Source organism: Sphingopyxis sp., from assembly GCF_035250425.1.
Lineage (GTDB): Bacteria > Pseudomonadota > Alphaproteobacteria > Sphingomonadales > Sphingomonadaceae > Sphingopyxis.
The window spans coordinates 24156-39071 of sequence record NZ_DATFFD010000163.1 but is presented as its reverse complement, the minus strand read 5'-3'; the positions used below and the strand labels follow the sequence as shown (position 1 = coordinate 39071).

The 14916-nt window shown below is 64.2% G+C and carries 10 protein-coding genes; 7 read left to right on the top strand and 3 right to left on the bottom strand.

Annotated elements, in window-relative coordinates:
* Positions 1-135: 135 nt before the first annotated feature.
* From VJ811_RS09720 to VJ811_RS09710, 3 genes are all read left to right on the top strand, one after another.
* Positions 136-3234, top strand: a complete 3099-nt coding sequence (locus tag VJ811_RS09720) for a TonB-dependent receptor plug domain-containing protein (protein ID WP_324072073.1) — start codon at positions 136-138, stop codon at positions 3232-3234.
* Positions 3235-3344: 110 nt separating this feature from the next.
* On the top strand, positions 3345-4763 hold the full coding sequence (locus tag VJ811_RS09715; protein WP_414711931.1) for an amidohydrolase: 1419 nt from the start codon (positions 3345-3347) through the stop codon (positions 4761-4763).
* 1 nt (position 4764) lies between these two features.
* Positions 4765-6012: an amidohydrolase family protein gene (locus tag VJ811_RS09710; protein ID WP_324072071.1), complete on the top strand. Its 1248-nt coding sequence runs from the start codon at positions 4765-4767 to the stop codon at positions 6010-6012.
* A 27-nt stretch (positions 6013-6039) separates the two neighbouring features.
* Here VJ811_RS09710 and VJ811_RS09705 read toward each other — a convergent pair whose 3' ends face one another.
* Together VJ811_RS09705 and VJ811_RS09700 are read right to left on the bottom strand one after the other, a co-directional pair.
* Positions 6040-6519 carry an Lrp/AsnC family transcriptional regulator gene (locus tag VJ811_RS09705; RefSeq protein WP_187139518.1) on the bottom strand — a complete coding sequence of 160 codons (480 nt, stop codon included), beginning with the start codon at positions 6517-6519 and terminating at the stop codon, positions 6040-6042.
* Entirely contained in the window at positions 6516-7847 is a 1332-nt protein-coding gene (locus tag VJ811_RS09700; protein ID WP_324072070.1) for a dicarboxylate/amino acid:cation symporter, read from the bottom strand. Before VJ811_RS09700 ends, VJ811_RS09705 begins: the two co-directional genes overlap by 4 nt.
* A gap of 315 nt (positions 7848-8162) precedes the next feature.
* Here VJ811_RS09700 and VJ811_RS09695 point away from each other — a divergent pair, with 315 nt between their 5' ends.
* From VJ811_RS09695 to VJ811_RS09680, 4 genes are all read left to right on the top strand, one after another.
* On the top strand, positions 8163-8852 hold the full coding sequence (locus tag VJ811_RS09695) for a sigma-70 family RNA polymerase sigma factor (RefSeq protein WP_324072069.1): 690 nt from the start codon (positions 8163-8165) through the stop codon (positions 8850-8852).
* Between the two features lie 14 nt (positions 8853-8866).
* Positions 8867-10072, top strand: a complete 1206-nt coding sequence (metC, locus tag VJ811_RS09690; RefSeq protein WP_324072068.1) for a cystathionine beta-lyase — start codon at positions 8867-8869, stop codon at positions 10070-10072.
* A 76-nt stretch (positions 10073-10148) separates the two neighbouring features.
* Positions 10149-12608 (top strand): TonB-dependent receptor, encoded by a 2460-nt coding sequence (locus VJ811_RS09685; protein ID WP_324072067.1) that lies wholly within the window; start codon positions 10149-10151, stop codon positions 12606-12608.
* A gap of 26 nt (positions 12609-12634) precedes the next feature.
* Complete coding sequence (locus VJ811_RS09680; protein ID WP_324072066.1) at positions 12635-14125, top strand: CRTAC1 family protein; 1491 nt, start codon at positions 12635-12637, stop codon at positions 14123-14125.
* Positions 14126-14258: 133 nt separating this feature from the next.
* Here VJ811_RS09680 and VJ811_RS09675 read toward each other — a convergent pair whose 3' ends face one another.
* Entirely contained in the window at positions 14259-14744 is a 486-nt protein-coding gene (locus VJ811_RS09675) for an arsinothricin resistance N-acetyltransferase ArsN1 family B (protein WP_324072065.1), read from the bottom strand.
* Positions 14745-14916 lie beyond the last annotated feature (172 nt).

The window sequence follows — 14916 nt, the reverse complement described above, 5'->3', positions numbered from 1 at the left end:
GGGTTGTAATTTTCCGCGCGAATATCGATGGGGAATCGTTGGCGACTTGCGTCACAGCAGAACGAGATGGGAGAAAATCCATCCGCCGCACGGAGGACGACGCGCCAATCGGGTCGACAAAAAAGGGGACATGGCATGATGAACAGCAGAAATTCGCGCTACCGGAAGCAAATTCTCGCCGCCGTATCGTTGATCGGGATGGTCGTCGCGCAAAACGCCGCGGCGCAGGAGCAGGCCGCGCAAACCGACGCTGCGACCGAGCCGCAATCGGCGCCGCGCGGCGAGGAAATCGTCGTCACGGGCAGCCGCATCGCCGGCACCAAGATCACCGAAGCCCTCCCCGTAACCGTCGTCGGCGAGGATGAGATTGCGGCGACCGCTGCGGTCTCGGGCGATGATCTTCTGCGCTCGATCCCGCAAATGAGCGACCAGTCGTTCAACAGCAGCAACGGCCAGACGAGCAGCAATTTCGCGCGCGGCGACGTCGGTTCGATCGATTTGCGTGGGCTTGGCGTCGGCAACACGCTCGTCCTGCTCAACGGACGCCGCCTCGTCCAGCATCCGAGCAGCCAGGCGAGCACGTCTCTCGCGCCGGTCATCACCTACAACAGCAACTCCATCCCGGTGTTCGGCATCCAGCGCGTCGAAGTGCTGCGCGACGGCGCCGCAGCGCTCTACGGAACCGACGCGGTCGCGGGCGTCGTCAACACGATCCTGCGCGATAATGTCAACGGCGGCGGACTTGCGCTGCAATATGGCGGCGCCGAGGGCACCGGGCTGCGCGAGTTCAACGGCTCGGGCTATCTCGGCACCGATTTCGCCGAGAATCGCGGCAATATCTCGCTGCTGTTCAACTATACCAACCGCACCGCGCTGACGTCGCAGGACCAGGATTTCACCGCGACGGGGGACCACCGCTTCTTCGACGATTTTGCGGGCACGGTCTTCGAAGGTTCGAACAGCCTCGATGACACCAGCACGCTGTCGCAATGGGGCAATTTCACGACGGGCGGCGTTCGCGTGCGCCGCGGGACGACCAACATCACAAGCGCCGGCGGCGTGTTTTCGATTCAGCCGACGGCGAATGGCGGCTGTTCCGCTGATCTGGGCGGCGGTATCTGCATTGACGATGCCACCCGCGCCACAACGGGCGCCGATCGTAACACCCGCTGGGATTCGCAGAAGAATTTCCCGCAGTCGATCATTCCCCGGCTCGATCGCATCAATGTGTTCGCGAACGGCCATTATGACCTGACCGACAATCTGACGGTCTTCGGCGAAGCCGGCTATTATTATGCCAAGACGCGCAGCATCCAGGACAGCGTCTTCTCGATCGGTTCGATCCAGATGACGGTGCCGGCATCGAACTATTGGAACCCTTTCGGCCCGGTCACCTTCGCCAACGGCACGGCGAACCCCAACCGCCTCGCCGGGATCGACGCACCCGCCGCGGGGCTGCCGGTCACGATGACCAGCTATCGTTTCGTCGATCTCGGGCCCACCGTTGTCGATGTGACCAACCGGCAGTTCCGCGCCTTGCTGGGCCTGCGCGGCGAAGCACTCGGCTTCAACTGGGAAACCGCCGCCCTCTATTCGCAGGCGACGGTGCGCGACGTCCAGGACGGGATCAGCGCCACGCTGCTTCAGCAGAATCTCGCGCTGTCGACGCCCGACGCCTATAACCCCTTCAACGGCGGGAATCCCGACGATCCTACCGGTCTGCCGATTTCGGATGGCAATCTGGCGGCGGGCGAAGACTTCCTGATCAAGACGATCCGGCGCGGGAAATCGACGCTGGCACAATGGGATTTCCGCGCTTCGAAGGCCGACCTGCTGTCGCTTCCTGCCGGCGATGTCGGCATGGCCGTCGGCGCCGAACTGCGCCGCGACTCCTATCTCGACGATCGCGACGAGCGCGTCGATGGAACGATCACCTGGACCGACAGCGTTACCGGCGTCGAGCAGCCCAGCGATCTGTTCGGGGTCAGCCCGACCCCTGACACCAAGGGGTCGCGCACGGTTTTCGCCGCCTACGCAGAACTGGCGGTTCCGCTGATCGCGCCTGAAATGAATGTGCCGTTGGTTCGCAGTTTCGAGCTGCAACTCGCGGGACGGTACGAGCATTATTCCGACTTCGGGAGCATTGCCAAGCCCAAGATTGCCGCGGCGTGGGACCTGTTCGACGGCTGGCGCATCCGCGGTTCGTGGGCGCAGGGGTTCCGCGCCCCGAACCTCGAGCAGACCAAGGCGACCGTTATCACACGCGGCAACACGCGGACCGACTATATCCGCTGCGAAGCCGACCTGCGTGCCGGGCGGATCAGCAGTTTCGACGATTGCGCGCAAGGTTTCGTGACCACAGGCCGGCGCGCCGGCAATCCCGATCTGAAACCGGAGACCTCGACCACCTGGACGATCGGTACGGTCCTTCAGCCTCCCGCCTTCAACACCGGCCGGCTGCGGACCACCTTCACGCTCGACTATTGGCAGGTGAAGCAAAAGGGCATCGTCGGCGTGTTCGGCGAAGGCAATGCGCTGATCGCGGATTATCTGGCCCGCGTTCAGGGATCGAGCGACCCTACCGTCTTCCGCCTCGCGCCCACGGCGGACGACATCGCCCTCTTCGCCGGCACCGGCATCGATCCGGTGGGCCGAGTGCAATATGTCGACGACCAGTATCGCAACCTTGAGCCGCAGACCGTTCGCGGCATCGACTTCGGGCTCAATATCGGGCTTCGCGATACGGGCATTGGCGATTTCACCTTTGCCGCCAATGCCGCCTATCTGCTCAAATATTTCCGCGACGTGTCGCCCGACATCCAAGTCCTGCTCGACGCCCGGGCGGCTGGCGACATCAACATCGACACGGTCATTCCGGAAGGCGGCGACCAGATTCGGCTCGACGGCTTCCCCAAGTGGCGCGGTTCGGGCTCGCTGACCTGGAAACTGGGGCAGTTCACCGCCGGCGGTTTTGTGAGCTACACGGGCAGCGTCATCGACAATGACATCTCGATCAACGGCGAGAATCTGAAGGTCAAGGCCTACACCACCGCCAGCCTCTATGTGCAGTATGATCTCAAGGGCGGTTTCACCGATGGCACCCAGCTGCGTGTAGGCGTGCGCAACATTACCAATGCGCAGCCGCCCATCGATTCTGGTTCCTTCGGTTATATGGGCTCGCTCCATTCGCCGATCCCGCGCTACTGGTATGTGAATGTGCGCAAGACTTTCTGACGTCCCTGGACCGGCCGCTCCGTTTCCCATGGGGCGGCCGGAAATCCGTAATCCTCCAGCCCACAAAAGGTGACGCCCGCGTGACACATCCCCTTCAGGACAAATCCTGCTTGGCGCGCCGCCGCGCGCGCGCCGCCCTGCTCGGGACGGCGTTTGCCATTCTCGCCGGCTGTTCGGCGAGCGCGGCGACCGACCGGCCCGCCGCGGCGCCACCGCCCCCGGCAGCCGACGCACCCCGGCCCTTTGCGAGCACCTATACGCCGCGCCCCGCCGCCGACACCGCGATCGTCGGCGCGTCGATCCTCACCGGCACCGGCGAGCGGATCGACCGGGGAACCGTCCTTATGGCCTCCGGCAAGATCGTCGCTGTCGGCGCGAACGTCGATCTCCCGGCCGGCGTGCGCGTCGTCGACGGCACCGGCAAATGGGTTACACCCGGCATCATCGACGCGCATTCGCACCTCGGCGTCTTCGCTGCACCCGGCGTCCAGGGCCATGCCGACGGCAATGAGAATATCGATCCCTATACCGCGCATGTCTGGGCCGAGCATTCCCTCTGGCCGCAGGATCCCGTGTTCACCAAAGCGCGTGCGGGCGGGGTCACCAGCCTGCTCATCCTGCCCGGCTCTGCCAACCTCTTCGGCGGACGCGGTGTCAGCGTGAAGAATGTGCCCGCGGTCACCGTCCAGCAGATGAAATTTCCGGGCGCGCCCTATACGCTCAAGATGGCATGCGGCGAGAATCCCAAGGGCCGCTACGGCAGCCGCGGACGCGCGCCGGCCACTCGCATGGGCGAGGTCGCGGGCTTCCGCCGCGCGTGGATCGACGCCGCCGAATATGGCCGCAAGGTCGATGCTTATGAAAAGAAGCGCGCGCGCGGAGAGGGCGGCGAGGCGCCCAAGCGCGACCTCGGGCTCGAAACGCTGGCGGGCGTTCTCAAGGGCGACATCCTCGTGCAGAACCACTGCTACCGCGCCGACGAAATGGCGGTGATGCTCGATGTCGGCCACGAGTTCGGATACAAGACGCGCGCCTTTCACCACGCCGTCGAGGCCTACAAGATCGCCGATCTTCTCGCCAAAGAGGATGTCTGCGTCGCGACATGGGCGACGCGCTGGGGCTTCAAGATGGAAGCCTATGACGCAATCGAGGAAAATGCCGCTATCCTGACCAAGGCCGGCGTCTGCGTCGCGATCCACTCGGACGAGCAAAGGCTGGTCCAGCGCCTCAATGTCGAAAGCGCGGTTGCGCTTGCCGCCGGTCGCCGCGCCGGGATCGATATTCCGCAGGAGGAGGCGATCAAATGGATCACCCTCAATCCGGCGAAGATGATGGGCATCGCCGACCGCACAGGCTCTCTCGAGGCCGGCAAGATGGCCGACGTGGTTCTGTGGAGCAAAAATCCGTTCAGCGTCTATGCGATCGCCGAGAAGGTTTTCATCGACGGCGCGCTGATCCTCGACACGAGCGATCCGGCGACGCGATACAGAAGCGATTTTGAAATCGGCCAAGCGGTCGGGGAGGAATGAGATGCAACGACGGCTCCCGGTTTTCGCGGCTCTCGCCCTGGCCCTCGCTGCGGCCGCCCCCACGGCCGCAGCGCAGACGTTTGCGATCACCAACGCACATCTCGTGACCCCCGGCCCCGTCGGCGAAGTGGAGAATGGCACGGTGATCGTTCGCGACGGCCGCATTGCCGCCGCCGGTGCCGCCATCGTGGTCCCGTCCGGAATGCGCATCGTCGATGCGCGCGGCGCCACCGTCACGCCCGGCCTCATCGCGGTGAACACTGCGCTCGGGCTCGTCGAGGTGAACTCGGTCGGCGGCTCGGTCGATAACCGGACGCATAATTCGGGAATCAGCGCGTCGTTCGACGTTCAGTACGGGCTCAACCCCGATTCGACGCTGATCCCGATCGCCCGCCTCGGCGGCATAACCCATGCCGTCGTCATGCCCGATTATGACGACAGCGACCAGAAACGCGAGCTGCCCTTCGCGGGCAAGGCGGCGCTGATCACGCTTGGCGAAGGTGCGGCGATTCTCCACCGGTCCGGCGTCGGGATGATGCTCGAACTCGGCGAAGATGGCGCGGCGCGCATCGGCGGCTCGCGCGCCGCCGAATTCGTCCAACTTCGCCAGATCTTCGATCTCGCGCGCCAGCCGCCGCGCGACGAATATCCTTTCGAGCTTTCGCAGGCCGACGTCGCGGCGCTGAAACCCGTGCTCGCGGGGACGATGCCGCTGATCGTCGTCGTCCACCGTGCCGCCGACATCCGGCAGGTGCTGCGGCTTGCGCGCGACTATAAGCTCAAAATCATCCTGAGCGGCGCCGAAGAAGCCTGGCGCGTCGCCGACGAGATTGCCGCCGCCAAAGTGCCCGTGCTCATCAATCCGACCTCGAATATCCCGTCGAACTTCGACATGCTTGGCGCGTCGCTCCAGAATGCGTCGATCCTCAAGGCGGCGGGGGTCGATATTGCGATTGGCGGGAACGACGGCGGCCACCGCGTACGCGAGATGCGCTATAACGCGGGCCTCGCGGTGTCGCGCGGCCTGCCCTACGCCGCCGGCATCGAAGCACTCACGCTCGCGCCCGCGCGCATCTTCGGCGTCGGCGATCAGATGGGTTCCATCGCACCGGGCAAGGCCGCCGACATCGTGATCTGGGACGGCGATCCGCTCGAACCGCTGACCCAGCCGACCGCGATCTTCATCGCGGGGAAAAAACAGCCGCTCACCTCGCGCGCGACCGAACTCGGAAAACGCTACGCGCGCTGACCCGTTCGCCCCGCGCCCGTCAGATCCTCAGGACGGGCGCGCGGTGAGCGGCAGCGCGGTAGTAAATTTGATTTCTTCCATCGAGAAGGCCGAGCTGACGTCGGTGAGGCGGATCGAGCGGATGATGCGCCGGTAGACCGCATCATAGGCCGCCATATTCTCGACGCGCAGCTTGAGCAGATAATCGACGTCGCCGGTCATGCGGTAGAATTCGACGACCTCGGGAATGTCGCGGATCGCCGAATTCAGCGTGTCGAGCCATGCTTCGCTATGCTCGGAGGCACGCAGGCTCACGAAAACGGTGAGATCGAGGCCGAGCGCGCTCGCGTCGAGGATCGTGACGCGCCGCGCGATCACGCCGCTTTCCTCGAGCCGCTTGATCCGCCGCCAGCAGGCATTCTGCGACATGTTCGCCTTGGCGGCGACCGCTGCGATTGACAGTGTCGCATCCTCCTGGAGTATCCCCAGTATCCGGACATCGGCATCGTCGAGCGAAACGCGCGTCATGGCTTTTCTCCTTCTAAATCCAGGACACCGGCGGCACCCGTCGCAAAAGCGGGCCGCGGTGCGGCCTCCCCTTCGCCTGTTGCAAACTCGCCGGCCTGCCGGGCCGGCCCAATGCGGGCGATCGCCGTCGTCGCGGCGACATCCATCGTCACATTACCGACAGTCCGCACGAGATCGGGGATCATCTCGACCGCGATGAGCAGCGCAAGCGGCTCGAACGGGATGCCCATCGCCACGCAGATCGGCGCGATGGAGGTCAGGAAGCTGACCTGCCCGGGCAGACTCACCGAACCGATCGTCGTGATCGCCGCGACGGCCGCCCCCGCCGCGATCGCCGACGGCGCGAGCGATATGCCGAGCCAGTGGGCGACATAGATGGCAACGGCGAGGTTCATCGCGGGACTGGTCACCCGGAAGATCGCGACCGCGACCGGCAGCGAGACACGCGCAACCGATCGCTGGACCCCGAGATCGGCCGCGGCCTGGAGCATCGGCGGCAGCGAGGCGAGCGAGGACTGGGTGCTGAGCGCAACCGCCTGCGCGGGCGCCACTGCCTTCGCGAACGCGGCAAGGCGCACGCGGCCAGCAAAGACCGCGACCGGATAGGCGAGCGCCCAGGCGGCGAGGCCCGCGCTCGATACGATCACGACATAATGCGCCAGTGCGCCGATCGCGGACGTACCGGCGCGCGCGCCGACGCCGAAGGCCAGCGCGAGGACGCCGATTGGCGCGAGCGCAAGCACCCAGCCGACGATAAGCAGCACCGCGTTTGCGATCGTATCGAAGAAGGCTGTTACCGGTTCACGCTGGGCAGCCGGCAAGCGCGCGAGCGCGACAGCGAAGACCGCTGTGAAGAGAATGAGCGGAAGAAGGGCGTCGTTCGCCGCGGCCGCGACCGGGTTGGAAGGGACGATCGAGCGCAGGAAGGCGGCGATCCCGACTGTCGGTGCGTCAACCGGAGCCGAAACGGAAAGGCTCGCCGCCAGCGATCGGGCCGCATCGGTGGGCATCGGAAAGACGCCGAGCAGCGCGGGCACGAGCACAGCCGCCATGGCCGTCGATACCCAAAGAAGTGCGATGAAGGTGACGACCGACCGCATCGCTACGCGGTCGCCACGCGCGCTGTCGGCCGTTTTCGCGATTCCGGTGATGAGAAGCGACACGACGAGCGGGACGATCGTCATTCTGAGCCCGTCGAGCCAGACCCCGCCGACGCTGTCGGCAAGGGCGACCGCGTCGGAAATGCCGCCGAGCCCGAGACGCGTCCACCCCGCTCCCAGCGCCAGTCCGGCGACCAGTGCCGACAATATGAGCCAGCTTCTCGCCATCCGACCACTCTCCTCCTGCCTCCCGAAGCGGGAAGCCCTATGCTTTGACGCGCTGCCGACCGAATACCCCATCGCGCAAAACCCAAATCCTAGGGCAGTTTTCGCGACTCCGTGGCGATTGTTGCACTTCCAAGGCGAATCCAAGACAGATGATTCGACGAAACCTGCTGCTTCCATGCCATATTTAGATCATTTAATCGACATAACCGGATATGTTGGTTCAAATATCCCATGATTTGACCAAATCTCCTCAAAGTCGGTGAAGAAATCACCCCGGCATCCATGTCATAAAATGTCGCCATAAGGGGACGCACGATGACATTCAGCGCCTATGGGGCAGATTACGAGAATGAAAACGTCGCGGGGGACGATAGTCCGGAGGCGGGCGAGCAAGTCGCCGCACCCGCGGAACGGCCGCCGGTCCAGCCGACCGTGGCCGCATGCGAGGCCAACCCCGACCTGATCGAAACCTTCTGGCCGCACCTTCCCTTGCTCAGGAAATATCTCCGGCGACGCGTGCCTGCCGCCGATCTCGACGACGTGCTGCAGGATGTGCTCCTCAATATCATCCGCCGCGCCGATGCCGCCGCGATCGCGCATCCCAAATGCTATCTTTTCCAGGCTGCGCAAGCCGCCCTTATCGACCGCCATCGCCGCCAGACGACGCGCCGCCTCGACTGCCATTGCCAGCTTGAAGAGCCCCATCACCCCGTCGATGACATGTCCCCGCTGCGGATTCTGCTCGCCAGGGACGAAATCCGCGCGGTCGAAGATACGCTAAACCAGCTTCCCGAACGCACGCAGGAAATCCTCGTCGCGATCCGCGTCGAAGGGTCCAGCCTCAAAAGCCTCGCGAGCCGCTACAACATCTCGACGAGCGCGATCGAAAAACATGTGACCAAGGCCGCCAAGGCGCTCTCAGTCGTCCGCCGTAGCGACCTCGTCGCGGCGAACCGCAACGGCACCGCGCCGCAGCGGCAGAAACTCCTCTCCCATTCCATCTGAGAAAGAAAAGATAAATGACGCTTTGCAGCACGGTTCACGAGCAGACGCGACTGATCCACGGCGACAGTCCGTGCGACGCGCTCCAGCGGACGCCGGGTCCTCCGATCCAGCGCGGCTCGACTGTGTTGCTGCCGAGCTGCGAGGCACTCTACGATGGCGGCAAGGTGACCTACGGCCGCGTCGGCCTCTCGACGCAACGCACGCTGCGCGACGCGCTGCGCGATCTCGAGAATGCAGATGAGGCGTTCATCTACCCCTCGGGCCTAACTGCGATCACCGGCACGCTGCTCGCGCTGCTCTCGGCGGGCGACGAAGTGCTGGCATGCGACACCGTCTATAATCCGACCCGGCGCTTCCTTGCCGGCACGCTCGCACGCTTCGGCGTCACTGCCCGCTATTTCGATCCGTCCGACGACGCCGAGGCGATCCGCGCGATGATTACCCCCGCGACGCGCGTGATTTTCCTCGAATCGCCCGGCTCGCTGACCTTCGAGATGCAGGACATTCCCGCCATCGCCGCAATGGCGCACGACGCCGGAGTGATGACCGTCATCGACAACACCTGGTCGGCAGGCGTGCTTTTCAAGCCGCTCGATCACGGCGTCGATGTGAGCATCCAGTCGCTCACCAAATATGTCTGCGGCCATTCGGACGTGTTCATGGGACTCGCCGCGGCCAAGGGGCACGCCGCCGAGCTGCTCGCGGCCTCGAGCTACGAGACCGGCTGGGCGGTATCGCCTGACGATGCCTATATGGCGATCCGCGGCCTTCGCACGCTCCATACGCGCCTCGCCCATCATGGCGCCGCCGCGCTCCAGGTCGCCCAATGGCTCGAGCTCCAACCCGAAGTCCACTCGGTCATGTGCCCGGCGCTGCCGAGCGATCCCGGACACGCGATCTGGAAGCGCGATTTCACCGGCATCTGCGGTCTGATCGGAGCGGTGCTCGAACCCGCGTCCGAAGCAGCGGTCGCAGCCATGGTCGAGCGCCTCGAGCTTTTCGGTCTCGGTTTCAGTTGGGGCGGCTACGAAAGCCTCGCCATTCCCGTCGATCCGCAGCTCAAGGCCCGGACCCACAAGCTCAACTATCCCGGGCCCGTGCTAAGATTGCACATCGGGCTCGAAAGGGTGGATGACCTCATCGCGGATTTGCGGCAAGGGCTCGACACCCTTTCGCAGGACACCACCGCGTCGCAACGCAAGCTGAGAGCCGCAGGATAAGCGCCGAAACAGGCGGAAAACGAAAATAATGCAGGTTCAATCGGGGGAACATTTTTCCGTGTTTAGGAGCAAGACCATGAAAACAACTAGCAGACTGCTGATCGGGGTGTCGTGCATCGCCGCCGCGATGACGGCGCCCGCCTTCGCGCAGGACGCCACCGCCGAGGCCGACGATTCGGCCTCCTCGTCCGAAATCGTCGTCACCGGGTCGCGCGGCCAGGGCCGCACCGTCATTTCCAGCCCGACCCCGATCGACGTGATCGGCGGCGAAGACCTCGAGAAGCTCGGCGGCGGTATGCAGCTGCGCGACGCGCTCACCCAGCTCGTGCCGTCCTTCCAGTCGACGACGGTCGGCAGCTCATCGTTCAACAGCCTGACCCGCCCCGCCGGTTTGCGCGGCCTCTCGGGCGTTCATGTGCTCGTGCTCGTCAACGGCAAGCGCCGCCACAACAGCTCGATCATCGACTTCAACTCGGGCGCGACGTCGCAGGGCGGCAATCCGGTCGATCTCGATCTCATCCCGTCGAGCGCTATCGAGCGCATCGAAGTGCTGCGCGATGGCGCCTCGGCGCAATATGGCTCCGACGCGATCGCGGGCGTGATCAACGTCATCCTGAAAACCAACGATTCGGGCGGCCGCGCCTCGATCGAGGCCGGCCAGCGTTACGGACGCGACGGCAGCGGCAGCGATGGCGAGACCATCTCGGCGAGCGTTTCGCACGGCTTCGCGATCGGCGACGGCGGTTCGTTCACCCTCTCGGTCGAAGGCAAGAAGGCGAACGCAGCCGTGCGCAACACCGATGTCACCGGCGCGCTTTATTATCCGCTACCCGGCGGCGCGCCCGATCCGCGCGAACTCACCGCCAATCGCCGCACCTATCAGGGCGGCCTTCCCTATGTGAAAGACGTCAAGGTCGCGCAAACGCTCGTCCTGCCGCTCGGCAATGTCGAATTCTATTCGGACGGCACCTTCGGCTATCGCGACGCGCGCGTCGGCCAGGCCGGCCGCCGCCCGAACAGCAACCAGAATATCCTCGAAATTTATCCCGATGGTTTCACACCCTTCTACACGCTGAAGGAAACCGACTTCCAGTTCACCGGTGGCCTGCGCGGCGAAACCTCTGGCTGGAACATCGATCTCAGCAGCACCTACGGGCGCAACTATGCCGAGAACGGAGCCGACAATACGCTCAATGCGTCGCTCGGCCCGTCGAGCCCGACCGAGTTCAAGACCTTCAGCTCGGCGTTCGACCAGTGGACGAACAATCTCGATCTCACCCGCCGCGTCGAACTCGGCGGCGAAGCCGCGCTCCAAGTTTCGATGGGCGCCGAATATCGCTACGAATCCTACGTCACCAAGCCGCTCGATGTCGACAGCTACCGCGCGGGCGGATATTTCTACCCGACCGGCCCGCTTGCCGGACGCCCGGCGCAAGTCGGCGCGCAGGGCGCGATCGTCGTCACCCCCGAGGATGCGGCGGACGTCAACCGCAACATCTGGGCCGGCTATGTCGATCTCGCGCTCGACGTCAGCCCGCGCTTTCTTGTCACCGCGGCGGGCCGCTTCGAGCATTTCGACGACAGCTCGGGCAGCGTCTTCAGCGGCAAGGTGAGTGCGCGCTACGAACTCACCGACTGGCTCGCGTTGCGCGGCGCCTTCAGCAATGGCTTTCGCGCACCCTCGCTTGCGCAACAGGATTTCGCGCAGACCTCGACGTCGATCAACCTCGTCGGTGGCGTCTATATTCCGGTCCTGACCAAGATCGTGAAGACGAACTCGGCGGTCGCGCAGGCGCTCGGCGCCGAGCCGCTCAAGCCCGAAAAGTCGAAAAACTATAGTCTCGGCTTCACGCTGACGCCGGCCGCCGGGCTGTCGCTCTCGGTCGATGCGTATCAGATCGATCTCGACAATCGGATCACCCTGACCGGCCTGCTGTCGGGCGCCGGCATCCGGAACATATTGGTCGCCAATGGCTTTTCGGGCGACCAGTCGGTGCGCTTCTTCACCAACGCCGTCGATACCCGCACCCGCGGCATCGATGTCGTCGGAACCTATGCTTTCGATATCGGGAGTGCGGGACGCTTGCGCACGAGCGTAGGGTTCAACTACAACGACACGGACATCAAGAAGATCGCCGACAATCCGCCCGAACTCGCGGGTCTCGGCCTGACATTGTTCGATCGCCGGACTCAGGGCTGGTTCACCGAAGGTCCGAAGACGAAACTCATCCTCGGCGCCAATTTCGAGTCGGGACCGTTCATGATCAACGTCAAGGAAACGCGCTACGATAAATTCCGTAGCCTCGACAATAATGCGGCCAACGACCAGAGCTTCGGCGCCAAGTGGATCACCGATCTCGAAGTATCCTATGGCGTCACCGAGAAATTGCGGGTCGCCGCGGGCGCCTATAACATCTTCGACGTCTATCCCGACCGTACCACCGTCGCCAACACCATCGGGCTCGCGCCCTATGGCGCCGGACCGTTCGGCCAATATGGCGGCTATTATTATGGCCGGATCTCGCTCGATTTCTGACCTGGCCAACCACTGGAGTCCGTATCATGCGCGATGAACTGATGCGGATCCTGTCCTGGGCCGTCCTGTCGACCGGCATTGCCGGCGGCGAGGCGGCCGGGACGACCGAACCCGCCTTTACGCCGGTGCAGCCGACGGACTTCAGCGTTCCCGGCTCGCTGTCGAACAGCTGGGCCGATTTCGACCGCGACGGCGACCTCGACTTCGCGGTTTCGATCAAGACCGGTGAAATCCGTTTGTACCGCAACGATCTCGGCACCTTCACCAACATCGGGCCCGCGGTGGGCCTTCCCGTCTCCGGCGCCGAGATGCGGGGGCTATCGTGGGGCGATTATGACGGCGACGGCTGGTTCGATCTCTATGCCGGCGCCACCAAGGCGACCGAAGCCAATCTCCTGTTCCGCAACGAGGGTGGTCGCCGCTTCGCCGCCCAAGACCTCGATCCCGTAGCGCCCGGCCGTTCGGCGCGGCAATCGAGCTGGGTCGATTATGACAATGATGGCGACCTCGATCTTTTCACGGCCGATCGCGCCGGCGCCAATGCGCTGTTCCGCCAGGATGCGGGCCATTTCGTGCGCGTCGGTGCCGCGCAGGCGGGCGACGACCCGCGCCCGACCGTCGGCGCCTGCTGGTTCGATTACGACCGCGACGGCGACCTCGACCTTTTCCTCGCCAACCAGGCCGGCGCGACCGACGCGCTGTGGCGTAATGACGGTGATCGCTTCATCGACGTCGCTCCCGCGCTAGGCATGCACCGTCCGGGCCGCCCGGCCGAAGAAGGCAGCGTCGGCTGCGCGGTCGGCGACTATGACAATGACGGCGAACTCGATCTGTTCGTCACCAGCTACGGCGTCAACATCCTCTACCGCAACAAGGGTGATGGCCGCTTCGAGGACGTCGCACCGCACCTCGGTCTCGCCGAGGACAATCATGCCGTCGGCGCCGCATGGGGCGACTATGACAATGACGGCTGGCTCGATCTTTTCGTCACCGCTTACATCGGCAAGTCGGGCGCGCAGCAGCCCGCGAATCGCCTCTATCGCAATCTCGGCGGCAAAGGGTTCGCCAATGTCCTGCCCGCCGGGTCGGCGCTCGACGTCGCCGATCATGGCGTCCAGTGGATCGACTATGACCGCGACGGCGCGCTCGATCTTTCGGTAACGCGCGGATACACCGCGACCGGCGGCCATTTCCTGTTTCACAACGACCTTGGCAAATACGCCGCGCGCCGCAGCCTCTCGGTGCGCGTGCTCGACAACGCCGGGCGCTTCACCCGCATGGGCGCCGAGGTCCGCCTCTACGCCGCCGCCGGCAAGATCGTCGCGACGCGCCAGGTCTCGACCGGCGACGGTTATAATTCCCAGGGCACCCAGCCGTTACATTTCGGTCTCACCTCGGCAGCCCCGGTAACCGTCGAAGTGACATACATGACCGCCGCCGGTCGCAAGACGCAACGGGCTCGCTCCGTGCGCCCAAGCCGCTATTTCGGCCGCACCCTGACGATCATCGAGAAATAGCGACGCAACGACCACCAACGGACAGGACGTGACCGGCTAGGTGGGCGCCGGATTTGGCCGAGACCGGTCGTCCTCCTAGGTGAAGGCGCCTTCCGTTATCAGCGAAATTGCCTCAACCTCTCTTCCGCATCGCTCACAGCAGTCGCTGCCACCAACCGACATCGTGCCAGGCATCAAATTTACGTCCGACCTCCCGGTAGATGCCAATCGGCTCGAACCCCATAGCTTCGTGCAGTCCGACGCTTGCCTGGTTTGGCAATGCGATGCCCGCAAAAGCAGCGTGATAACCCAAGCTCGCTGCGGCCGGGAGCAGATGGGAATATAAATGTCGCGCCACGCCGCTTCGCTGTGCGCCCGGCGCCACATAGACTGTTACATCGACAGATGTCCGATATGCCGCGCGAGTCCTATGCTCGGAGGCGTAAGCGTAGCCGACAATTCGCCCATGCTCTTCGGCGACGAGATAGGGATAGCGCGGCAGAATGGCAGCAATGCGCCTCTCCACCTCCATGATGTCGGGCGGCACTTCTTCGAAGGAGACGATGGTGTCGGTTACATAGGGAGCGTAAATCGCCTGCACCGATGGTGCGTCCCCGATGACGATTTGCCGGACATCCATGTTTGCACACCCTAGAATCGGAATTTGGCCAGACTGGTCTGCCACGGTCGGGCAATCAAGCCACTAGGTGCGGTTGTGCTTCCGCGACACAAACACGAATAAGGCGCCGTCTATCTTACGCATCGTATTTTTCCGATAGATGTTGACGCGGCCGAACCTATCGGATAATCCC